The following is a 24113-nucleotide window of genomic DNA, read 5'->3' as shown; positions in this document are numbered from 1 at the left end:
ACCCAATTGCAGACCACTGAAATTCAAAACGAGTGTGAGGATGTTAAACCCTTTTTGGCAGAGAATACAGACGGATTGACTGCACAGGAAAACCCTCAAACCAACATTCTGCCTTCTGCCTTCTGCCGTCTGCCGTCTGCCTTCCCTCAACTTAGATCACCAAAAGTTGCCAAGAACCAAATCATAGTCCGAGTGATTGATTCTCTGTATGTACTGATTGCCAAGCAAGGCGATGTTTCCAGTGCGATGTAAAATTAAGTTGAACTGCTTGCTTAAAGTCTTCCAAAGCTGCTGAAAACGCTTTCTCTTTTTGCTCACCTTGGTTGTTCAACTGTTTAGGGCATTGTGGATTCCATACATATTTTTGACAAGTTTGGTGGGCAATTTCTACATCACTGCCTTTTTCAGGATTTTGAAAGACGGGATGATAATGTAATCTGTTGCAGCAAACTTGCAACCATTCTTGCCACCCACACTGCCACAAGCGGACTGTTCCATCAAGACTACCACTGGCAATCAGTTTACCATCAGGGCTAAAAGCTGCGGAATTTACCCAATACTCATGCCCGCGCCAAGGTTGACCAATGGGGTTGCCGTGAATATCCCACAAGCGCACTGTCGAATCATTGCTGGCACTGACAATCCACTGACCATCAGGGCTAAAGGCGACAGAATTAACTTCTTTTTCATGTCTGCGCCAAGGTTGACCAATGGGGTTGCCGTAAATATCCCACAAACGGATTGTCGAATCATTGCTGGCACTGATAATCCACTGACCATCAGGGCTAAAGGCGACAGAATTAACTTCTTTTTCATGTCCGCGCCAAGGTTGACCAATGGGGTTGCCGTGAATATCCCACAAGCGCACTGTCAAATCATTGCTGGCACTGACAATCCACTGACCATCAGGACTAAAGGCGACAGAATTAACTTCTTTTTCATGCCCGTGCCAAGGTTGACCAATGGAGTTGCCGTCAATATCCCACAAACGGATTGTAGAATCATTGCTGGCACTGATAATCCACTGACCATCAGGGCTAAAGGCGACAGAATTAACTTCTTTTTCATGTCCCTGCCAAGGTTGACCAATGGGGTTGCCGTTGCTATTCCACAAGCGGATTGTAGAATCATTGCTGGCACTGATAATCCACTGACCATCAGGGCTAAAGGCGACAGAATTAGCTTCTTTTTCATGTCCGCGCCAAGGTTGACCAATGGGGTTGCCGTGAATATCCCACAAACGGATTGTCGAATCATTGCTGGCACTGATAATCCACTGACTATCTGGGCTAAAGGCGACACAATTGACCCAATTCTCATATTTGCGCTGCGATCGCCCGATGACCCGATCTTGTAATATTTGATGTAGCTCCCACAAACGCACAGTGCGATCGCCACCACTGATAATCAGCTTGCCATCGGGGCTAAAGGCTAGGGAATTAATCTGTCCTTCATGTCCACGCCAAGGTTGAGTGATGAGGTTGCCATTGATATTCCATAAGCGTATTGTGCGATCGCAGCTACCACTAATAATAAACTTGCCATCAGGGCTAAAAGCTACAGAATTTACATGTCCTTCATGCCCGTGCCAAGGTTGACCGATGGGATTACCTTGTATGTCCCACAACCGCACTGTCGAATCACTACTACCACTGACAATAAACTTGCGATCGTGGCTAAAGGCGACGCAAATAATTTTTGCCTCATGTTTGTGCCAGGGTTGAGTGATGGTGTTACCTTGTAAATCCCACAAACACACCGTTCCGTCAAAACCAACACTGACAATAGAATCGCCATTTAGGCTAAAGGCGACAGAAATAACTCCTTCCTTGTGTCCGCGCCAAGGTTGAGCGATGGTGTTACCTTGTAAATCCCACAAACACACCGTTCCGTCAAAACCAACACTGACAATAGAATCGCTATTTGGGCTAAAAGCGACGGAAATAACTCCTTCCTCATGTCCCTGCCACGGTTGAGTAATGAGATTACCTTGTAGATCCCATAAACACAAAATTCCGTCAATACTGCCACTAACAAGAAACTTGCCATCAGGGTTAAAAGCTAGACAATTAACCTCTTGCTCGTGCCCCAACAAAAATTGAGCAGTAGGATTGCCAATAATATTCCACAAGCACACCGTAGAATCGCTACTGCCACTAGCAATAAACTTGCCATCAGGACTAAAGGCTACACAATTCACCTCTTGCTCGTGTCCGCGCAAGCGATTCGTCTCTGTGGGTGTGTTCATTGCCTCCTTTAAGCTTCCTAAAACAGGAGCTAGAAGCTGGTTTGGGTATTTCTCTAAATTCTCACCCATTGTTTGAATTGCCAACACCAAACCCTCTAGCGGTTGGACAGGAAGTAAATTCAAAACCCTGGCGGACTGCTCGCGCAGTTTTAATTCAGTCAATGCAAGGTTTAACTTTTGAATTTCTTGTTCCTTTTCTCTCGAATGGCGATCACGCCATCCAACACTAGCATTAATAAATTGATTAGCTTGTTCGCTTAAATAACCAAACGTTTGCTCTTTTAGTTCTTTATAAGCCTTTGTCTTCAGAATTCCGTTTGCAATATTTTCTCTTTCCCACAATACATTCAGGGTGTATGCCAGAAGTGGTAAATAATCATTTTGTTGGTGAAAATCATGAATAATTTGCTCAACTAATCCTTGTTCAAAGGTAACGCCATTTCTAGCAGCAGGTTCAGCGATCGCTAACTTTAATTCTCCGTCGCTCATTCTAGTGAGTATACGACTATAGCGCTCGTGGATCTTTGCAAGTTGGGGATACTCACTAAATTTATCCAAAAAATCAGACCGCATTGTTAAAACAATTTTGACAGAGCTATCCTGCTGCTGGAACAGTTGAAATAGACTAGCAACAAATTTATCGCGTTCCGGTTTTTGAGTTTTTGTAAACAGTTCTTCAAATTGGTCAATAAAAATTAGAATGCATTGATAATCTTGTTTGAGGAATGTGACAATTTGAATTAGGGTATTTTCTCTTATTTCTCTAGCAATATCCGCTATTGGCGATTTTTTACCATAAGTAGAAGCAAGACAGTGATAAAGAGATTTAAAAGGATTTTTATCTGGGTGAAAACTTATATTAATTAATGATTTTTCATGAGATCCTAAATAAGGAATTAAACCTGCCCGAATCAATGATGATTTGCCAGTATCTGATGCTCCTAAAAGCAAAATTACATTATCTTTTTTTAAGCGATTGCTCAGATTAGCAATCCAATTCTCCCGACCAAAAAATTTGTCTTTATCTTTAATTTCAAAAGTTTTCCATCCTAAATAGGGAGAGTCTGTTTTCAGTGGACGACAATGAATGTCCTCAAAATTATTGTCAGAAAAAAAGTCGTATTCAGAAATACCTTGGACATTACACCCAATATTTATATCGCCTTCAGAACTGTTAACCATCTTATCTCTTTACCTTTGGACATCTCTGGCTAAATCTTTACCTCAGTTATAGTTCCTCGGCTAATCTTTGTAAGTAACTCAACAAAATTAATTACACATTCTCTTGTGAAGCTTTCCCTGTCGCCGCCCTATAGGATCGCAAGTCGAATTACCCCCCTTAATCCCACCTTGTAAAGGCTATCCATTACCCGGATCTTTCTTAACATTTGCGAGAGTATTGACTCAGGTTTTTATAACCCTGATTAGTTCGTTGTTCATTCTCAATAAAAACGCAGTTTTAGCGAGAAGATTAAAAGCGAATTTGTCAAGTATTCCTAAATTATCAGTGTCTAAGACGCTTATAGAACATGGGTTTCAAGATTGTAAAGAAAGATGTGGGTAACGCATAGCTTGTAAAGGGGGGAAAAAAGAAATCTAGTTCCCTCCCCTTTACAAGGGCAGGGTTAGGGTGGGGTAAAACCCGGATTTGTCAATTATTTCCAACTTGTGTGTACACGGTAGCTTATAGGATAGAAGTTTTGTAAATCCCATCCGTGAAAGATTAAGATTTGAAATACCTTTATTCAGGGAAATTACTTAAACAAACTTGAAAAATATGTAGTAAATTTATCCTAAAACGCCAGAAATGACAAACGGGATGGAACTTTTTGATAACCTACACCTTGCTATGTTTAGCGGCAAAGGTGGAGTCGGAAAAACGACAATCTCCTGCACCTTTGCATGTCGTTGGGCGCAGAAATTTGCTAATGAGCAAATTCTTTTAATCTCAACCGATCCGGCTCACTCTCTTGGAGATGTCTTACAAGTTAGCGTTGATGACATTCCTCGTCCCATAGCGGAACTACCAAATCTACGAGTAAGGGCTTTGGATGCAAAGCTTCTGCTACAAAAGTTTAAAGAACGTTACGGCCAGGTTTTAGAACTGCTAGTGGAGCGAGGTAGTTTTGTTGAAGGAGAAGACTTGTCTCCAGTTTGGGATTTAAATTGGCCTGGACTGGACGAGTTGATGGGCTTGTTAGAGATCCAACGCCTTTTTAAGGAGCAGCAGGTAGATAGAGTAGTAGTTGATATGGCTCCTAGCGGTCATACTCTCAACTTGTTTGGATTGATGGATTTTTTAGACACTTTCCTCCACTCTCTTGAACTGTTTCAAGAAAAGCATCGGATTATTAGCAAGACCTTTGCTGGAAGTTACACACCCGATCGCGCTGACGATTTTTTGCAAACCCTGAAAGCTGAACTGTCACAAGGTCGTCGTCTGCTTCAAGATCCCACCCATACAGCTTGTTTGTTAGTTGCGATCGCCGAACCAATGAGTTGGTTGGAGTCAAAACGATTCCTAGAAGCCTTACAAACCATGCAGGTTCCTTGTGGAGGGTTGTTTGTCAACCAAGTCCTTGCCAGTGCGACTGACCCAGATCGTTACCAAGAACAACAACCGCTAATCGGTCAGTATACGGCTCTTGCTAACGGAAAGCCGATGTTCATTGTGCCACAACAAGATAAGGAACCTTTGGGAATTGTCGCCCTCAGCAATATTATCGACCAAATCCATATTTCTCAGCTTGAACCGCTATCTCCTGTTCATCCACTCCCAATTCAATGGCCTGAAAAAATTCCTCCTAGCTTTGGAGATTTTCTGACCGAAGGTCGTCGCCTGTTACTAATTGGCGGTAAGGGTGGAGTAGGCAAAACCACAGTAGCAGCTGCCATTGGTTGGGCTATGGCTCAACAACATCCCGATCGCAAAATTCGCATGGTTTCTATCGATCCAGCCCACTCCTTGGGCGATGCCTTTGGTTTGAGTTTAGGACACGAACCATATCAAATAACTGCCAATCTTCGAGGTCAGGAAGTAGATGGCGATCGCATTGTCGATCAATTCAGAGCCGATTACCTATGGGAACTGGCCGAAATGATGAGTGGCGAAACCCAAACAAGCGAAGGTATTGAAATGGCCTATGCTCCTGCTGCCTGGCGCAAAATTGTCGATCAAGCTTTACCAGGGATTGATGAAATACTTTCCCTGTTAACAGTAATGGAATTGCTAGAGCAACAAGAAGAAGACTTGATTATTTTAGACACTGCTCCTACAGGTCATCTTCTGCGTTTTCTAGAAATGCCAACTGCATTAGCAGACTGGCTAGGTTGGATTTTCAAACTCTGGATCAAGTATCAGAATGTCCTTGGCCGTACAGAGTTTATGGGGCGTTTACGAACTTTGCGACAGCGCGTAGTCAAAGCCCAAAAAGTGCTAAAAGACCCACAACAAGCAGAGTTCATTGGGGTTACACTTAACCAGACTAGCGTACTTGCCGAACAAAAACGCCTGTTCAAATCTATGGAAGAAATAGGTGTAAGTCAGAATTACCTTCTTCTCAACCGTTTTACTTCTACAGCAACCATTAATTGCGATGACTGCGAGACAAATTTTCCAGGTTTGACAATAGTTCGCTTACCAATGCTTCCTCGCTCAGTTCAGCCTTTAGAACGCATCCAAGCAGCAGCAGGCTGTTTATTTTAACGGCTAATTAGACTAAATACTTTCATACCCAAAGAGATATTTATTATGCATCGCACTCCAAACCGCAGACAAATTCAAGCCAAACTTAGCACCATGCCTCCTCAACGTTCTCAAGCAACAGCTTACTTAAATGCTTACAAAATGATGTTAGAGAAGGAGCGTTTAGAGGAGGAACTAGAAAAACTCGAAGCACGCCGACATCAGATTCAGCAACGTCTTGCTATTTTAAATAGTCAAACAATTGCTGAAGAGAACACGATCCATCAGCAAGCAAATACTGGCTTAGAGGACAATACACCAAAATTCAAAACCTTAACATTGGAATACTAAGCAATAAGATTTCAGCTTGCCTATATCATTCTCATTCCCTTTGCTCTCTATTTTAGGAAATAAAACCCTGTACATACGTAAGGATTCAGGTGATACCAATTCACGAAAACCCTGATACAAATAAAGCATCAAGAATAAAACCCCAACCTGTAATAGAAGCAACAATTGATGTGTTTAATTTCTCAAGACGTTGCCAAATATCTGCTCTTAACTCATCTAAAGTTCCAAAGCATTCCCAACTTAAATACCTTTTAACTTCTTCCCATAATCTTTCAATGGGATTGACTTGCGGAGTATGTGGAGGTTGGAACAGGAGAATAATATTTTCTGGTATTTTCAGACTCTGGCTTAGATGAAAAGCACCATTATCTAATCGAATAATATGTATAGCTTGAGAATATGTAATCGCAAACTGTTCTAAAAAAATATTAAAACAAGCTGTATTGAGATGAGAAAATTCCCAGATATAATACTCTCCAGTTAATGGTTCCACTAACCCGTATAAATAAAAATTTTCTCTCTTCCATTGCATTCTACCGATAGGCTTAACCCCACGAAGTGTGATTAGTCTTCCAATTTCTGTTTTTAACCCCACACGGCTTTCATCACCACACCAGTATCTAATTCTTTTGTGTTTATCTTTTGGCTCTATGATGTGTTTCTTAATGACCTCTAGGTATTGTGGCAGTTTTTTTTAAATTCTGATTCGGCTTCGGAGTTATGTTTTATCCCTACTGCTCGTGGTACTTTTAACTTCGATTTCATTCGATAACGTACTGTATCGTGTACCACTTTATACGACGCCTCTACTCCCTCTTGTGCTTTCAACCATGTTCGTATTTCTTCATAACTTTTAAATCCTTCTGGCTGTTCAAGTTCTTTTGAAAGTTGTTCTCTGGCTGAAGCTTTAATAATTGGCGGTCGCCCTGTACTCTTTTTTGTTGATAACAGCCCATTTATTCCTGACTTTGTATAAGTTTTTAACCATCTCTGTACTGTCACCCTTTCTCTACCCACAACAACAGCCACATCCTGTATCGTTTATACTTGCCCCATCTTCAGCAAGTATAAAGCTTGAATTCTTTCACGGCTTGTTGCTGTTTTTTGTTTAATCAGTAGCTCATGTAACTCTCCTACTGACTCAAATATTTCTACTTTGGTGACTCCAGCCATTTTCTCTTGTTCATATTTGTCCTTTCACTATCTGTATCACACTTTTAGTGAATTAGTATGACCCTTTTTCCAAAAGCTTTGCCAGGATTCCATGTATGTATAAAACACCGGTGTTAAATACAGTGTGAGAAATTGGGAAAACAGCAATCCCCCCACCACTGCTAAACCAAGAGGACGGCGTGTATCTCCGCCTGCGCCCAACCCCAGGGCAATGGGTAAAGTCCCCATCAAAGCTGCCATTGTGGTCATCATAATCGGGCGAAACCTAACGACACAAGCTTCATAGATGGCATCATAGGGAGTCTTACCACTTTGCCGGGCTTCAATGGCAAAGTCAACCATCATAATGCCGTTTTTCTTGACAATCCCAATTAGCAGAATGATGCCGACAAAGGCGTAAATATTCAAGTCAACTTGGAATAGTAACAAGGTTAACAATGCGCCAAATCCGGCTGATGGCAAACTCGAAAGAATTGTCAAAGGGTGAATAAAGTTCTCATAGAGAATGCCCAGCACAATATAAATTACTAAAACCGCAACTAGCAGTAGTAATCCCAAACCTTGCAAGGAAGACTGAAACGCTTGGGCTGAACCTTGGAAACCTGTTGTGATGCTGGCTGGTAATGTTTGCCGGGCGAGTTGGGTAATTTTTTCTGTGACGTTACCTAGTGACACTCCGGGTTTGAGGTTAAAGGAAATAGTTACAGCAGCTAACTGCCCTGAGTGGTTGATAGTCAAAGGCCCCACACCTTTCGAGATGCTGGCGACGGCATTTAAGGGTACTATTTGTCCATTGGGGGAGTGAATTGATAGCAATTCTAAGGCGCTGGGGTCTCCCTGATATTTAGGTTCGACTCCCATAATCACTTGATATTGGCTATCGGAGGCGTAAATTGTGGAAACTTGCCGTGTACCGTAGGCATTACTTAGGGCAGTTTCGATTTGTTCGGCTGTTAGCCCCATAGATGCCGCTTGATCACGGTTGATGTCAACTTGTACTTGGGGGTTTTTGATTTGCAAATCACTGTTGACATCTTGTAAATCAGGTAGCCCTCGGAGTTTTTCTTCTAATGTTGGTGCATATTGATATAAATCTTGAATATTCGGACTTTGTAAGCTGAATTGATATTGGGCTTTGGTTTGTTGTCCACCAATATTAATCGCTGGTGGGTTTTGTAAGAAAACCTTCATCCCAGGGATGCGTGATAGTTTGGGGCGCAGTTCTTGGACAATTTCATCAGCACTCAGTTGACGTTCTTCGCGGGGTTTGAGGCTAATAAATAAGCGTCCTGTATTACTAGAAGCATTTGCCCCACCTGCACCAACGCTAGAGTTAATCGCTGCAATATTGGGATCACGATCTGCGATCGCCGCTACTGCCTGTTGATGTTTTACCATTTCAGCAAAGGATATATCTTCGGCGGCTTGGGTGGAGGCGGTGATTTGTCCGACATCCGCAGTGGGAATAAACCCTTTCGGCACAATCATAAATAGATAAACTGTGGCAACAACAATTGCCCCAGAGATAAACATTGTCGTGCGATGATATTTGAGCGATCGCTTTAAACTCCACGCATAGCCACCCAAGATGACATCGAAAAATTTTTCGGAAGTATTATACAGTCCCCGATTAAATCTTTGAATTCTGCCTTTGAAACCTTTTTTCGCTGGTTCTGATGCGTCTTCTTGCTGGTGATGGGGTGGAAGCAAGAATCGAGAACACAGCATTGGTGTCAAGCTGAGAGAAATTATTCCCGATACGAGAATTGCCACGCTAATAGTCACAGCAAACTCGCGGAATAATCGCCCTAAAATCCCGCCCATAAACAGCACGGGAATAAATACGGCGACTAAAGAAATGGTCATAGACAAAATTGTAAAGCCAATTTCCCGTGAACCATTCAAGGCTGCTTCTAAACGACTTTCACCCATTTCCATGTGACGGACGATATTTTCTAGCATCACTACCGCATCATCCACCACAAAACCGACGGAAAGAGTCAACGCCATGAGTGAGAGGTTATCGAGGGAGAAGCCCAGCAATAGCATTACCCCAAAGGTGGCGACTAAAGATAGCGGTACTGCCAAACTCGGTATAATTGTCGCCCGGAGGTTGCGAAGAAAGAGGAAAATTACCAACACAACCAAACCAATCGTCAGTAACAGCGTGAATTGTACATCATCGACCGATTCACGAATGGCTTGAGAGCGATCGTAGAGAATCTCCATATTCACCGCTGCGGGAATTTGTTCGCGGAATTTGGGCAGTAGTTTTTTAATCGCCTCGACCACTTCAACGGTATTGGTTCCCGGTTGCTTTTGAATGGCTAGAACAATTGCCCGCACACCAGAGTTAGATTTTTGATTTGGCTTTTGGGTCTTGCTAAAATACCAACTAGCAACTTTGTCATTTTCTACACTATCTAAGACTTGCGCGACTTCTCCTAGTTGGACTGGCGCACCGCCTTGATAGCTGACAATTAAAGAACGATAGCCAGCCGCATCATTAAGTTGTCCGTTGGCTTGAATGGTAAAATTTTGTTCTTGACCGTACAGTGTCCCCGTAGGAATGTTGGCATTACCTTTACTAATAGCTTCCGCAATTTCATCTACACCTATACCTTTGGCACTGAGAGATTCCGGGTCAAGCAAAACTCTCACGGCGTACTTTTGCGAACCGTAGACTTGCACCTGTGCCACCCCGTTGACCATTGATAAACGTTGTGCCAGTTGGGTTTCGGCATATTTATCTACGGTGGACAGGGGCAGAACAGCAGAATTGAGGGAGATGTAGAGGATTGGCTGATCTGCGGGATTGACCTTGCGATAAGATGGAGGGCTGGGCATATCCGCAGGTAATTGCCGCGTGGCTTTGGCGATCGCCGCTTGCACATCTTGGGCAGCCCCGTCAATATCTCGACTTAAATCAAATTGCAGTGTTACCTGACTACTGCCCAAGGAACTAGTCGAGTTCATGGAACTCAAGCCAGCAATACTCGAAAATTGCGCTTCTAAAGGTGTGGCTACCGATGCCGCCATTGTCTCTGGATTCGCCCCAGGCAAGTTAGCACTCACCTGAATTGTGGGAAAATCCACATTCGGTAAGTCACTCACAGGCAACATTCGGTAACTCATCAGCCCAAAAATCAACACGCCAACCATTACCAAAGTCGTCATGATTGGGCGACGAATAAATAACTCGGAAATATTCATAGATTTTCCTATTTTTTATAGCCAAGAGCATCTGGATAGAAAGTATTAATGTCAGAGTGGTTTACCTTCTGCCCTCCTGCCCTTTGCCTCCTGCTAATCCCTGCTTAACTTGCACTGCTGCTCCAGGTACAAGGTTGAATTGTCCATCGATGACTACTTGTTCACCTGGTTTGATGCCTTGGGCGATCGCAGTTTCATTATTGACTGTATCTCCCACAACTACAGGGCGCATTTCTACTGTTTTGTCTGGTTTGACTACATAGACAAATTGCTGTTGCTGTCCGGCTTGGATGGCTTTGGTAGGGACAGTAACAGCATTGGGTATTTCTGATAATTTGAGGACAACATTCACAAATTGCCCTGGTAACAATCGCTCGTCATCATTGCTAAATGTGCCTTTGATTTGAATTGTCCCAGTTTGCGTATTGACACCACTGTCAATAAAAGTTAAATAGCCATGTACAGGATTTCCTGCATCTTTGGGGGGGATGACATCAACTTCTAACTTGCCGTTGCTGGTGTACTTTTTTAAGTCGGGCAGCATTCGCTGGGGAAGGGAAAAGTTTACATATATCGGGCGAATCTGGCTGATGGTAATTAGGGGATCTGTGGAATTGGCGGTGACTAAATTACCTTGATTCAACTTGAAGCTACCAGTTCGTCCAGTAATTGGCGAATAAATAGAACTATAAGAAAGCTGGACTTTAGCATTATCAATTGCTGCTTCATCTGCGGCTACGGCGGCTTGGACATTTTTGACATCTGCCTCGGCGGCGACTACTGCTGCTTGGGCATTAGCTACCCCATCTTGATCTGCTTTGACTGTTGCTGTTTGAGCAACTGCACTTGTTTGGTATTGTTCAGATTGCTCTTTACTAATTGCTCCTTGTTGCAGTAAACCAGCATAGCGTTTTGCTTGAACATTGGCATTATTCGCCTGCGCTAAATCTTTGAGGACTGTGGTTTTGGCTTGGTTAACTTGGGCGATCGCTTTGGTAACATTAGCCTGGGATTGCTTGACTAATGCCTCGTCTTTGGCTTTGGCGGCGATCGCTTGCATCAGTGCTGCTTGCTGGGGACGAGAATCGATCCGAAATAGCAAATCCCCTTTTTTGACGTTCTTTCCTTGTTGGAAATAAACTCCTGTTAACAGCCCGCCAATTTGTGATTTGACAGAGACAGTTGAATATGCTTCAACTGTGCCTGTACCCCGAATCAAGATTGGTATCGTTTTTTGAGTAGCAGTTGCTACCATTACAGGTACAGGTCGTTTTTTCCCTGTATCTTTGCCTGTTGATTGCGCTTCGGAAGCTTTAGCACAGGCAGAACAGAGATAAGCCAAACCTAGAATCAATAGCCATAACCTCCTTTTTGGCAGGAAGTTGCGATCGCTCAAACTCTTGGGTAAGATTTGCAACACAGGATTTGTAATCAAGACAGAAAAACGGCTCATATTCACACAGAGTAGCTGGTGTTTTTCGCAAAAATGTTGAGTTTAATTAGTTAAGCCTTATGTTAGTTTATCTAAACATTAGAGCGCTAACAATTAATCCTAAGTAATAAACTAGTACAACAAGGCAAAAGTAAAAAGTCAAAAGGAAAAAGAAAGAATAGTGATACCACAAGCCTTTTCGCAATTCCAGATGGTCTGTTTATTTACGCCAACCTGTACTAGATGTAAGTATTAAAATTTTCCAGACATTTGGAAAGTGAATATAGATAGAATTTCTCTCCCCTCCACTGTGTACACACAAGTCAAAATAGGCAGTATGAAACGCATCCCGCCTAGAACTAAAGTTCCAGGCTCATAGCTAAAGTCCACAAAGCGTGGACTGGAATGAGTTTCTTGTTGAGTCCTCTTCAGAGGACTTGCGCTGTGAGACTCGGAATTCATTCCGAGGCGGGACTTAACCAAGATTTGTGTGTACACCATAGCCTGCACCCTTACACCCTTGCACCCATCTCAACATCTAAGATTCTGTCTTGAACTACTAACTACCCCCTAGCCGCAAACGCTCAGTAGTGTAAAAATATTCCTACCTTCGTAGCTACAAAAAACAAACTATGACAATACATTCTGCTCTACAACGTGCATTTACTAACGGCCGTGTTCTGAAAGTAATTAGCGGGTTACATAACTTTGACCGCGATCGCGTGGCTGCTACTATTAAAGCTGCTGAATTGGGTGGTGCGACTTTTGTGGATATTGCTGCTGATCCGGCAATAGTCGCAATGGCGAAAAGCTTGATTAATTTACCAATTTGTGTATCAGCAGTTGAGCCAGAAAAATTTGTCCAAGCTGTAGCAGCTGGCGCAGATTTGATTGAAATTGGCAATTTTGATTCCTTTTACGCCCAAGGACGCAGATTTGAAGCTGAAGAAGTGTTAGCGCTGACTCAGCAAACCCGCGCCCTGCTACCAGAAATCACCTTATCTGTGACAGTTCCCCACATCCTGAAACTAGATCAACAGGTACAACTGGCAGAAGAACTAGTCAAAGCTGGGGCTGATATTATTCAAACCGAAGGCGGTACCAGCAGCCAACCTATTCACCCTGGGACTTTGGGATTAATTGAAAAAGCTGCGCCTACTTTAGCCGCAGCTTACGAAATTTCTCGCGCTGTCTCAGTTCCAGTATTGTGCGCTTCCGGTATTTCTAACGTTACAGCACCTTTAGCGATCGCGGCTGGTGCGGCTGGCGTGGGTGTCGGTTCGGCTATTAACCAACTCAACAGCGAAATCGCCATGATTGCCGCTGTACGTGGTTTAGTTGAAGCTTTGGCGACTGCTAATAACCGCGCGATTGTCTAATTTGTCAGTAGAGGATGAAGGGTGAAACTTAAAACAAATGTTTCATCCTTCACACCTCATACTTTAACGCAATGTGCAACTTATTCTTGAAACCCCTCTCCAAACCTCTCTCCGCTTCGGGGAGAGGCTTTGAATCTTGCTCCCCTTCCCTACAAGGGAAGGGGTTGGGGGTTAGGTTTGAGAGAAAGTTGCACACTTCATACTTTATGGCAGTAGCCAAGTTGCTTAGGACATCGCTCAATAATAAAACTTAGACACCACAAAGCTTTTAACCCTGTCACCTGTCACCTACTACCTGTCCCCGGCTATATTTACGCCAAACAATCCTTCAGCGCATAAATTACCTGATCTTGTTGCGGGGTTGTGAGTTCGGGGAACATCGGCAAAGATAAAACCTCATGACAAGTTTGCTCGGCTACGGGCAATTGTCCAGGTTTGTAGTCTAAATGTTGATAGACTGGCTGTAAATGTAATGGATAGGGATAGTAAACCATCGAATTTACACCCCGTTCTTGCAATTGATTCTTTACCCAGTCTCGACGTGAAGCACTAGCACCGTTACGGGATTCACTCACAATGCGAATTGTGTATTGATTCCAGACACTTTTGCCACCGGGGAGTTCTTCAGGGACGACAATTCCCGGAATTTGCTTGAGAAACTGCTGATAATACGAGGCGATCGCTTGTCTTTGTTGATTCCAATTATCAAGATAACGCAGCTTAATTTGTAGAATCGCGGCTTGAATGGCATCTAGGCGACTATTTACGCCAATTTCTTCGTAGTAATAGCGATTTATTTGCCCATGTTCCTTAATTACCCGCATCTTTGCCGCTAATTCTGGATCATTAGTTGTAATCGCCCCACCATCGCCACAACCGCCAAGATTCTTGGTAGGGTAAAAACTAAAGCAACCAATATGCCCAAGGCTGCCAACTTTTTGATTCTCCCAAATTGCCCCAGTAGATTGAGCGCAGTCTTCAATTACAACCAAATTGTGAGTATTAGCGATCGCCATTAACTCTGTCATATCCACAGGCTGTCCGAATAAATGCACCGGAATAATCGCCTTGGTTTTGGGTGTAACTGCCGCAGCTATTTGCCGTAAATCTAAGTTAAATGTATTAATATCTATATCTACAAATACAGGCTTGGCTCCTACGGCGCTGATTACCTCAGCTGTTGCAATAAAAGTAAACGGTGTGGTAATCACCTCATCGCCTGCACCAATTTCTAAACCTCGTAGTGCTAAGTAGAGTGCATCAGTTCCAGAGTTACAAGCTATACAATTAGTAACACCATGATAGGCAGCAAATTGTTGCTCAAAGCTTTCAATTATTGGGCCACCAATATAACGCCCGGAAGCCAAAACTTCTAGCACTGCTGCACTCACTTCTGCTTCGATAGTGACGTATTGCTGCTTGATATCAAAGGCTGGAACAGAATTTACGCTTTGGAACATGAGTTTTTATGTGATTTGAAGATACAAAGGATGCACTTCGACAGCTAAATTTTAGCTGCTTGACTTTTGATCAAACAGTTGGCTAATAGACTGTCTCCCCGGATACGCATCAAGAAGGGTGATTACTGAAATTATTGTATGGGTAAAAATATCATACTAATTTGTAATTTGTAATTTGTAATTCCTAATTAGGCCACTCTGCAAAAGTGTCAATCTAAAAGCTTTCAAGGGAGTCATTTTATGAGTGCTGATACCATTTCACTTTATGGATGATGCAAATACAGGTGTAGGGGCAAACGGCCGTTTGCCCCTACTTGTCTGTGTATCAAGATTTTGGTGAATTGGTATGAGTGTTGAGTATAAAACCAGTAACTTAAGGCTTTGGTAATGAACACTGTTCTAAGCTCAGTGAATACGGCTATATATTAGGTTCATACTTAGCACTTGCTCAAGAGGTGGAAAGAAAAACTGTGCCGGATTTAATCAAACTAGATTTAGCTGATTTAGCCTTGGCTGTGGGGTTAATGGCGATCGCCATTGGTTTATCCGCTTGGGAAAAGTTGGGATTAGAGTTGAATTTGGCAATTGCTACGGGCAGAACTATTTTACAGCTGCTGGTATTGGGATACATTTTCGACTTTATCTTTGCTGTAAATAATGCTTGGGCGGTTTTGGGAATTTTAGCAATTATGCTGACAATGGGAGCGATTGTCGCCCGAAATCGAATCAGTCAGAAAATTCCTCTAGTATTACCTGTGGTTTGGGGCGCAATTTTAGTCAGTACCGCTTTTACGCTGTTTTACACCAACTTCTTAATTCTCCAACCAGATAGATGGTACGAAGCAAAGTATATGATTCCTTTTGCGGGAATCATCATTGGTAACGCCATGAATGCAGCTGCGATCGCTGGTGAACGTCTTGTTAGTACAGTAAATAATTCCTCTGGGGAAATTGAAACTCACTTGAGTTTAGGCGCAACTCCCCAACAAGCCGTTAGTCAGTACCGTAAAGAAGCTATTCGCGCCGCATTTTTACCGACGATTAATCAAATGATGTTGATTGGGATGGCTACCCTTCCCAGTATCACCGCTGGACAGTTATTAAGCGGAGTTAACCCTTTAGATGCTGTCTCTTATGAAATTTTGATTGTGTTTATGGTTGCTGTGGCTAATTTACTCACGACAATTTTAGTCACTAGGGGATTGTGTCGTCAGTTTTTTAATTCGGCGGCGCAGTTAATTAGATAATTGGAGAAATAAACAGGTAAAAAAAGTGAATCTCCCTTTAATTACTCGCGCTCAAGAACATAACCAAAGAACGGCGATTATTACAGATGTAGGAGCATTTACCTATGAGGATTTGCTGAATTTTTCCAGTCAAATAGCCACAAGTCTTTTGCAGAATGCAGCAGATTTAGAAGAACAACGAGTGGCTTTTCTGATTCCCCCAGGGTTTGAGTATGTGGCGACACAGTGGGGAATTTGGCGTGCGGGCGGAGTCGCTGTACCGCTTTGTACTGTCCATCCGCGACCAGAATTAGAGTATGTGATTATCAATTCCGGCGCATCAATTATTATTGCCCATCCAAACTTTGAGAATATATTACGTCCAATTGCCACAGAACACAATTTGCAATTTATCCTTACTTCTGACGCACTCCCAAATAATATTGCGCGGCTTCCAGAAATTGAGATTACTAAACGGGCGTTAATTCTTTACACCAGTGGTACAACAGGTAAACCAAAGGGTGTGGTGACAACCCACCAAAATATTCAAGCGCAAGTAACTAGTTTAATTACAGCTTGGGAATGGACATCAAGCGATCGCATTTTACACGTCCTTCCCCTACATCATATTCATGGCATTATCAACGTCTTAACTTGTGCTTTGTGGGCTGGTGCAGAATGCTATATGTTGAGCAAATTTGATTCTGAATTAGTTTGGCAGCGAATTTGCGACGGTGACTTAACTTTATTTATGGCAGTCCCGACAATTTATGTAAAATTAATCGCAGCTTGGGAAAACGCCTCTAGTGAACGCCAACAAATTATGACCGCAGGTTGTGAAAAAATGCGCCTGATGGTTTCTGGTTCCGCAGCTTTACCAGTGCAAGTTTTAGAAAAATGGCAGAAAATTAGCGGTCATTTCCTGCTGGAACGCTATGGAATGACGGAAATTGGCATGGCGCTATCCAATTCTTTACATGGTCAACGTTATTCAGGCTATGTTGGTCAACCTTTACCGCAAGTAGAAGTCAGATTAGTTGATGACAACGGAAAGTTAGTCCCGCCAGAAACACCAGGAGAAATTCAAGTTAAAAGTCCTGGAGTATTTTTAGAATATTGGCAAAACCCCCAAGCAACCGCTAAAACCTTTCAAGATGGCTGGTTTTGTACGGGAGATTTAGCGGTAATTGAGAAGGGAAACTACCGTATTCTCGGACGAATGAGTGTGGATATTATCAAAACCGGTGGTTATAAAGTATCTGCGTTAGAAATTGAAGAAGTGTTAAGAAATCATCCCGATATTCAAGAATGTGCAGTGGTGAGCGTGGCTGATTCGGAATGGGGTGAGCGAGTTTGTGCGGCGTTAGTTTTGAATCCCCAACGCCAATTAACATTAGAATCTTTGCGGAGTTGGGCAAAAGAGCAATTAGCAGTTTATAAAGTCCCCAGCAAAATTTTGATAGTTGCAGAGTTACCACGCAACGCGATGGGGAAAGTAACTAAGCCGACAGTGGTTGAGTTATTTTGTTAGTGTGCTGTTGAAAACGTTTAAATGCTGAGTGCAGAAATTAACAGTTATGCGGAAATGCGATCGCATTTTCTTTGTTTTGCGTAAGCTGTAGTAACTTCCGTTCTTGTTGTCAAAGCTTCCGTTCTCACGTTTCCGTGTTTTGCGTAAGCTGTAGTAACTTCCGTTCTCACGTTTCCGTGTTTCGCGTAAGCTGTAGTAACTTCCGTTCTTGTTGTCAGAGCTTCCGTTCTCACATTTCCGTGTTTCGCGTAAGCCGTAGTAACTTTTACTTTAACTATTGTTGTGTGAGCTACGTTGTAAACACAAGTTATTGAATTACTACTAGTTTTCAAATTACCCTACTCTCATTCCAATACATTTCGGTTAACATTTCAATCTTCTTCAGATCCCCCCAACCCTCTTAGAAAGGGGGGCTAATAACCATCTTTTACCCCCTTTTTAAGGCTACGGTGTACACACAAGTCATAAATTTTCATGTTCAACCACATCCCGCCTAGAACTAAAGTTCCAGGCTCATAGCCAAAGTCCACAAAGTGTGGACTGGAATGTATTTCTGGTTGAGTCATCTTCAGATGACTTGCGCTATAAGACTCGGAATTCATTCCGAGGCGGGACAGATGCACTCAACGAACATTTCATTTATTTGTGTGTACACCGTAGCTTTGCAAGGTGGGAATACGGAGGGTAATTCAACCTGTTTTCCAGTTAGTCCCTCATATCTTCGGCGGATTTGGTGGACACCAGAAAAGGTTTTTGCTGGAAATATCTAGAGATTCTAAAATTCCGCGCATGATTTCTGTGCAGTACATCCAATGTCCTAAGTCGTCATACATCAGATCAGGATTAAACTCGACATTGTAATGTAAAACATTTGGGATATCTAAAAACTCATCGGAGTTTTGGGGGGAAAGCAACAAAAGTTGAAATGGCTTACCTTGGCATTGTTTTTCCAGTTTATTCAGCAAATCTATCACGCCACCGCGATCGCAAATGCCAGTGCGAACAAAAAGCACTTCATCGCAATTTTTAATTGTGTACCAAAACCGTTGAGAACGTGCTGTATAACGTACACGCATCCGTTCATAAACGGGAGACATATCATTTACGGGGTCTTCTGTGTCTTCCACTTCATGGGCGAAGGATAAACCAGACCATTTGCTGTGGTAAATTCTCCCTGCTTCTGGGTTGTAATGCAGGAAGTTGGGATTCCACATATCATAAAACCGATTTTCAATAATATCTGCGATGTCGGCAATTTGAGTGGTGCGAGTTAAATCAAAGGGAAAAGCCGGGCCGTCATATTCCATTTTATACAGCATCATCCGCACAGCACAGCGATCGCCCAATGGTAAAATTGCCACGCGGCTAATGTCTGATAATTTACATTGATATTGAAATAACACCGCTGATTGTGCTGGTAGTTTCACCCGACTTTCTAAACCCTGATGACCAATCATCATCGTACGGAAAGGAATCTCAGGATGCAATGGGTCTGTATAAACACCTGTTGGCAGAGATTTTAAGGCGTTTCGCACCTCTTTCCACATTGGCTGGATATTGTATTCGTGGTCTGATTCGTTGATTACCCAGAGGTGATGTTCATCTTTTTGCAAAATTCCCAGATGCCCATCATAAAACAAAACTTGGGAGTTATTTGGCGCAAAGAGATTAAATGATGCAGTATATTCAACATCAGCACCGGGGGGTATTTCTACGGTTGTGGCGATCGCGCCATCCTCTTGTACCGCGAAGAAAGGGAGTGTTCCTGGCTGGGGATTTTTGGCAACATAAATACCAGGGAGCAATCCGGCTTTGCTTTGCAAGACTGTTTGGAGTTCTTGCCAATAAGGGGCAATGGTGTAACTATATTTTGATGGATTGCTGATTCGTAAACCCTTTTCTGCAATACAAGCGCAAACATAAAACCCTGCATTATCAAGATAAATGGGGATTTCGTTTGGTTGCCAGAAGTGTTGATTGTTCTTAGCTAATTCGGCTTTGTCGATGTCAAATAATTGTAAATTGATGGCTTTATACATCAAGCCATGACCGATAGTATTGGGGTGCGCTGGGTCAAAAGATATCTCCTCGCGCCAGCGTCCCTGGCCATTATCTAACACTGCCAACCAATCTAAAATTGGTACACCCCAATTTAACATTCGATTGTGTGTTTCCCGCAGTAGCCAATAATGCTCAAGAGAATAATCGTTATGGGGATAAACACCCCCCAAAATTGGCAACGCTCCCAGTTGGCGCGTCATTTTTACCAACTGCTGCAAACCGCTTTCAAACCGCCTTTGGATTGCTCGTCGTTCGTGAGGAGAACAGTAAGCTAATCCTTCGTTACCCAGAGATAGGGCAATAATAACTATATCTGGTTGTTCTGGTGTTACTACAGAGCCAAAGCGGGCGATCGTTCTGCTGACATTGGCTCCCACCTCAGAAACATTGACTAGTCTGCTGTGTCCATATTTTTGCTGTAAAGCCTCCTTTAGTAGTTCCACCCAACCGTCTAACAACCAGGCTTTATGACCCAACGCCACAGAACTACCAATGACGACAATTTTTAAATCTTCTGCTCCCAAAATTTGTTTAACAGGAGTTGGCTGTTGAATATAGCCGAAGGGATAAGGCTGTAAATAACCAAACACTCCATCATCTACAACAATAGTACCTGAATACTGGTGATTAATCGGCAGCCAACGATTAAAACCAAAACCTTCCCATTCACCCCAACCCTTAGCATCAAAACGGACATATTTATATTGCACCCTCTGGTCATCGCCTGATTCCCCAGATAGCTGAATATCAATTTCGTCTGTCCACCATAAAGGGTAGCTTTCGGCACTGGTGCGGAGGTGAATACATCTAGTAATATCCCACAATCCCAACTCGGAAGTAGAACCAACCAGAGCAATGGATTCACCAGTTTGTGTATTTGCACTAACCTGGAATCGATACATAGATTTTTTATTAATTTAAGAATAAAATGCTACAGAATAGGCTGAATCTTGAGATGTTTTGACAGTATCATATACTACATCTAAAGTTTGTATAGGAATCTGACTTGATTATTGAAATTATTTGTTTAGGTAGGGGATAGGGGACAGGGAAAGAAGTAATAGAGGTGTACTAAGTTTTTTTCTCCAAATCAAATATGATTCCTATATTCCTTAAATTAGGGCGAACATCCGTACCCTGTAAGAAGGCGGAGCCTAAGCCTTTGCATCATTTTTGGAGATGTTTATTCGCCTTGTATTACTTCTTGACATTCAAAATTTTATTTTATAAATAATCCTATTTTTGTTTCATAAATTATTAATCTGGACTTGATTATTTTATCCTAGATAAATTCAAAAGTAGTTTAAATTGTATTTTTAGAATTTTCTTAATAATGATTACCAAAGCTTAAATTTTAGTTAATCAATTAATAATTATTGCCTTTGCACCACAATGAAATTATTCCTGAATTTTTCCGCTGGCTTTGGGGAATTCTAAAATTAAGCAATTTATTCTCAAAATAAAGGTGATTTTATGGCTAGGTGGAAGATGCGTGACTTGATGAAATGGCGATTTCTTCCATTTATAGCGGGTTGGACAATCGTTATTTTGACAAATGTTTTGTGGCTTTCGGCTGCAAGTTTTACAACTGCGGTGCAATATCCGCTAAATATTGCCCAAATAAATGCGCCTAATGTGACTCGTGCGAATGCTCAACAAGTATATGAGCAAGGGAAAGAATTATATCAGCGAGGAAATCAGGAAGGCAAATCAGAATATTTGCTCCAAGCGATCGCTAAATTTGCACAAGCGTTGGTATTATATCGTCAAGCAGGCGATCGCACTTCAGAAGGTATTACTCTGGCTTACATTGGCAAAATTTACTCTAATTTTGGTGACAAATACAAAGCACTGGAATACTACCAGCAATCTCTAGCCATAGATAAAAATCTCGGTGACAAAGCCGGGGAAGCCACACTCCTCAACAACATTGGTAAAATCTACTCAGAATTAGGGGAAAAGCAAAAGGCGCTGGATTATTACAACCAGTCTCTACCCTTGAGACAATTGGTAAAAGATAAAGCAGGCCAAGCTATTACCCTTAGTAACATTGGGACTGTTTACAGTTTTTTAGGCGAACAGCAAAAAGCATTAGATTATTACAACCAATCTTTGATTCTCAAGCGACAAGTAGGAAACAAAGCAGCGATCGCTAGTACCCTAAATAGTATTGGCAAAACCTACTCCGATTTGGGAGAACAGCAAAAGGCGCTGGATTATTTAAACCAATCTCTGCCACTATTTCAACAAGGTGGAGACAAAGCCGGAAACGCCATTGCGATGAGTAATATCGGCAAAATCTACTCGGAGTTAGGAGAACAACAAAAAGCACTTGATTATTACAACCAATCTCTGCCTATCTTCCAACAAGTGGGCTATAAATTAGGACAAGCAATTACCCTAAATAACATTGGGGAAGTTTATTTTAAATTAGGTCAACAGCAAAAGGCTCTCGATTATTACAACCAATCTCTACCTATCTTTCAACAATTGCGAGACAAAGCCAGAGAAGCTCGTTCTCTCTATAATTTTGCCACTGTTGAATATGACAAAGGAGATTTGCACACAGCCCAAACCCAGATAGAGAAAGTCATCACAATTGTAGAAGACCTCCGTAACAAAATTGACTCTCAAGAACTCCGCACTTCATATTTTGCCACAGTGCAGAATTATTATCAGTTCTACATTGAAGTGCTGATGCAGTTGCACAAGCAGCAACCAGATCAAGGATATGCGGCTTTGGCACTAGAAACCAGCGAACGCGCCCGCGCCCGGAGTCTTTTAGAATTGCTAAATGAAAGCAACACTGATATTCGTCAAGGTGTAGAGCCGAAATTACTGGCGCAAGAACGGAAGTTACAGCAACAACTTGATGCTTTAGAAAAACGCCGCATCCAACTGTTAGAAGCTAACTATACTGAAGAGCAAGTGCAAGCTTTAGACAAAGAAAATGCCGCACTTTTAGCAGAATATCAACAAATCCAGGCGCAAATTCGGGCTACCAGTCCCCGTTATGCTGCACTAACTCAACCCCAACCGCTTACTCTGGCGCAAATTCAACAGCAAGTACTAGATGAAAACACCTTGCTTTTAGAATATTCTCTAGGGGAAAAACGCAGTTACTTGTGGTTAGTCACCAATAAAAATATTACTAGTTACGAACTACCCAAGCGTGCAAATATTGAAACAGCTGTGCAGAATTTCCGTCAAGCAATCACCACACCTTATTTAAAGCATAGTCAATCAATCGATGCCCTATCTCAGATGATACTTGCACCAGTCGCCCAACAACTACAAAAGCAACGGTTAGCGATCGTTGGCGATGGTGCTTTACAGTATGTACCATTTGCTTCTCTCACAACGGGTAATAGTCGTAAATATGAACCATTACTGCTCAACCATGAAATTATTACTCTTCCATCAGCATCAACATTAGCTATCCTCAGAAATGAACATAAACAACGTAAATCTGCACCTAAAATATTAGTTGTGTTAGCAGATCCCATTTTTAATCGCAATGATGAGCGTCTGCAAAATCAAGCCCCAGTGTCATCTTCACCTGTTGTCGAAAGCAATTTAGACAGTCTTGCTTTAAGCAAATCAGCCGCAGACTCAGATATTAATTTTGAGCGTCTGCACTTTACACGCCAAGAAGCCGAGCAAATTCTCGCTCTTGTACCCGTTAATGAACGCAAGCAAGCTGTTGATTTTCAGGCTAGTCGAACAACAGCCAATAGCGAACATTTGAGCCAATATCGCATCATCCATTTTGCTACTCATGGTATTCTCAACAGCAAACATCCAGAATTATCAGGAGTAGTGTTATCGCTATTTGATCATCAGGGAATCGCACAAAATGGCTTTTTACGCTTACGTGATATTTTCAACCTCAACCTCAAAGCAGAATTAGTAGTCCTCAGCGCCTGTCAAACCGGACTGGGAGAAGAAGTCAAAGGTGAAGGTTTAGTTGGGTTAACCAGAGGGTTTATGTATGCAGGTAGTCCGCGAGTTGTGGTGAGTTTGTGGAGTGTTGATGATCAAGCAACATCCAAATTAATGAAGGCTTTTTATCAGAATATGCTAAAAACTGGGTTAACACCTGCGGCAGCCTTAAGAAAAGCCCAGCTAGAAATTTGGCGCACTCAACAATATGCAGCACCTTATTATTGGTCAGCTTTCACTTTACAAGGTGAATGGAATTAACTGTGATTTAACTCTGTTACCTATCCCCTGTTACCTGTCACCTGTCACCTATCACCTATCACCTATCCCCTATTCCCTGCTATATTTTTTGGCGTTGCTGAATCATCGTAAAAATCTTTAACTCCTGATCCTCTCTGTGTGAGACAAATAA

General features: G+C 42.3%; 17 protein-coding genes. 7 read left to right on the top strand and 10 right to left on the bottom strand.

Features of this window, described 5'->3' with window-relative positions:
* The coding region (locus tag IQ244_RS32730; protein ID WP_228059147.1) for a hypothetical protein at positions 1–252 on the top strand (252 nt) is incomplete at its 5' end.
* On the opposite strand, the gene IQ244_RS25675 is transcribed toward IQ244_RS32730, so the two are convergent.
* Positions 182–3430, bottom strand: a complete 3249-nt coding sequence (locus IQ244_RS25675) for a WD40 repeat domain-containing protein (RefSeq protein ID WP_193899237.1) — start codon at positions 3428–3430, stop codon at positions 182–184. The two genes, IQ244_RS32730 and IQ244_RS25675, sit on opposite strands and share 71 nt — an antisense overlap.
* Before the next feature lie 637 nt (positions 3431–4067).
* Between IQ244_RS25675 and IQ244_RS25670 the strand changes: the two genes are divergently transcribed.
* On the top strand, positions 4068–5954 hold the full coding sequence (locus tag IQ244_RS25670; protein ID WP_193899235.1) for an ArsA family ATPase: 1887 nt from the start codon (positions 4068–4070) through the stop codon (positions 5952–5954).
* A 45-nt stretch (positions 5955–5999) separates the two neighbouring features.
* Positions 6000–6284, top strand: a complete 285-nt coding sequence (locus IQ244_RS25665; RefSeq protein ID WP_193899233.1) for a hypothetical protein — start codon at positions 6000–6002, stop codon at positions 6282–6284.
* A 100-nt stretch (positions 6285–6384) separates the two neighbouring features.
* On the opposite strand, the gene IQ244_RS25660 is transcribed toward IQ244_RS25665, so the two are convergent.
* From IQ244_RS25660 to IQ244_RS25645, 5 genes are all read right to left on the bottom strand, one after another.
* Positions 6385–6909: an IS630 family transposase gene (locus IQ244_RS25660; protein ID WP_322746105.1), complete on the bottom strand. Its 525-nt coding sequence runs from the start codon at positions 6907–6909 to the stop codon at positions 6385–6387.
* Positions 6910–6956: 47 nt separating this feature from the next.
* Positions 6957–7313, bottom strand: a complete 357-nt coding sequence (locus tag IQ244_RS25655) for a helix-turn-helix domain-containing protein (RefSeq protein WP_193899231.1) — start codon at positions 7311–7313, stop codon at positions 6957–6959.
* Between the two features lie 12 nt (positions 7314–7325).
* On the bottom strand, positions 7326–7457 hold the full coding sequence (locus IQ244_RS33070; protein ID WP_265578953.1) for a hypothetical protein: 132 nt from the start codon (positions 7455–7457) through the stop codon (positions 7326–7328).
* Positions 7458–7493: 36 nt separating this feature from the next.
* Positions 7494–10670 (bottom strand): efflux RND transporter permease subunit, encoded by a 3177-nt coding sequence (locus IQ244_RS25650; protein WP_193899229.1) that lies wholly within the window; start codon positions 10668–10670, stop codon positions 7494–7496.
* 61 nt (positions 10671–10731) lie between these two features.
* On the bottom strand, positions 10732–12123 hold the full coding sequence (locus tag IQ244_RS25645; protein ID WP_193899226.1) for an efflux RND transporter periplasmic adaptor subunit: 1392 nt from the start codon (positions 12121–12123) through the stop codon (positions 10732–10734).
* 611 nt (positions 12124–12734) lie between these two features.
* Between IQ244_RS25645 and IQ244_RS25640 the strand changes: the two genes are divergently transcribed.
* The gene (locus IQ244_RS25640) at positions 12735–13481 is read left to right on the top strand and encodes a DUF561 domain-containing protein (protein WP_193899223.1); all 747 of its coding nucleotides are present in this window, start codon (positions 12735–12737) and stop codon (positions 13479–13481) included.
* A gap of 311 nt (positions 13482–13792) precedes the next feature.
* Here the strand turns inward: IQ244_RS25640 and IQ244_RS25635 are convergent, their stop codons facing one another.
* Positions 13793–14941: a DegT/DnrJ/EryC1/StrS family aminotransferase gene (locus IQ244_RS25635; RefSeq protein WP_193899221.1), complete on the bottom strand. Its 1149-nt coding sequence runs from the start codon at positions 14939–14941 to the stop codon at positions 13793–13795.
* A 470-nt stretch (positions 14942–15411) separates the two neighbouring features.
* On the opposite strand from IQ244_RS25635, the gene IQ244_RS25630 reads away from it, so the two are divergent.
* On the top strand, positions 15412–16188 hold the full coding sequence (locus IQ244_RS25630) for an ABC transporter permease (protein ID WP_193899219.1): 777 nt from the start codon (positions 15412–15414) through the stop codon (positions 16186–16188).
* Positions 16189–16213: 25 nt separating this feature from the next.
* Positions 16214–17698: an acyl-CoA synthetase gene (locus tag IQ244_RS25625; RefSeq protein WP_193899217.1), complete on the top strand. Its 1485-nt coding sequence runs from the start codon at positions 16214–16216 to the stop codon at positions 17696–17698.
* 44 nt (positions 17699–17742) lie between these two features.
* Here the strand turns inward: IQ244_RS25625 and IQ244_RS25620 are convergent, their stop codons facing one another.
* The 3 genes from IQ244_RS25620 to IQ244_RS25610 form a co-directional block, all read right to left on the bottom strand.
* The gene (locus tag IQ244_RS25620; RefSeq protein WP_228059146.1) at positions 17743–18030 is read right to left on the bottom strand and encodes a hypothetical protein; all 288 of its coding nucleotides are present in this window, start codon (positions 18028–18030) and stop codon (positions 17743–17745) included.
* A gap of 81 nt (positions 18031–18111) precedes the next feature.
* The gene (locus IQ244_RS25615; protein ID WP_193899215.1) at positions 18112–18264 is read right to left on the bottom strand and encodes a hypothetical protein; all 153 of its coding nucleotides are present in this window, start codon (positions 18262–18264) and stop codon (positions 18112–18114) included.
* Positions 18265–18411: 147 nt separating this feature from the next.
* On the bottom strand, positions 18412–20661 hold the full coding sequence (locus tag IQ244_RS25610; protein WP_193899213.1) for a DUF1796 family putative cysteine peptidase: 2250 nt from the start codon (positions 20659–20661) through the stop codon (positions 18412–18414).
* Between the two features lie 571 nt (positions 20662–21232).
* On the opposite strand from IQ244_RS25610, the gene IQ244_RS25605 reads away from it, so the two are divergent.
* On the top strand, positions 21233–23962 hold the full coding sequence (locus IQ244_RS25605; protein WP_193899211.1) for a CHAT domain-containing tetratricopeptide repeat protein: 2730 nt from the start codon (positions 21233–21235) through the stop codon (positions 23960–23962).
* Positions 23963–24113: the final 151 nt, after the last annotated feature.

This window comes from Nostoc sp. LEGE 06077 (assembly GCF_015207705.1).
In the GTDB taxonomy this organism is placed as follows: domain Bacteria; phylum Cyanobacteriota; class Cyanobacteriia; order Cyanobacteriales; family Nostocaceae; genus Nostoc_B.
The sequence above is the reverse complement of the archived record's forward strand: the minus strand, read 5'-3'. Positions and strand labels throughout refer to the sequence as shown.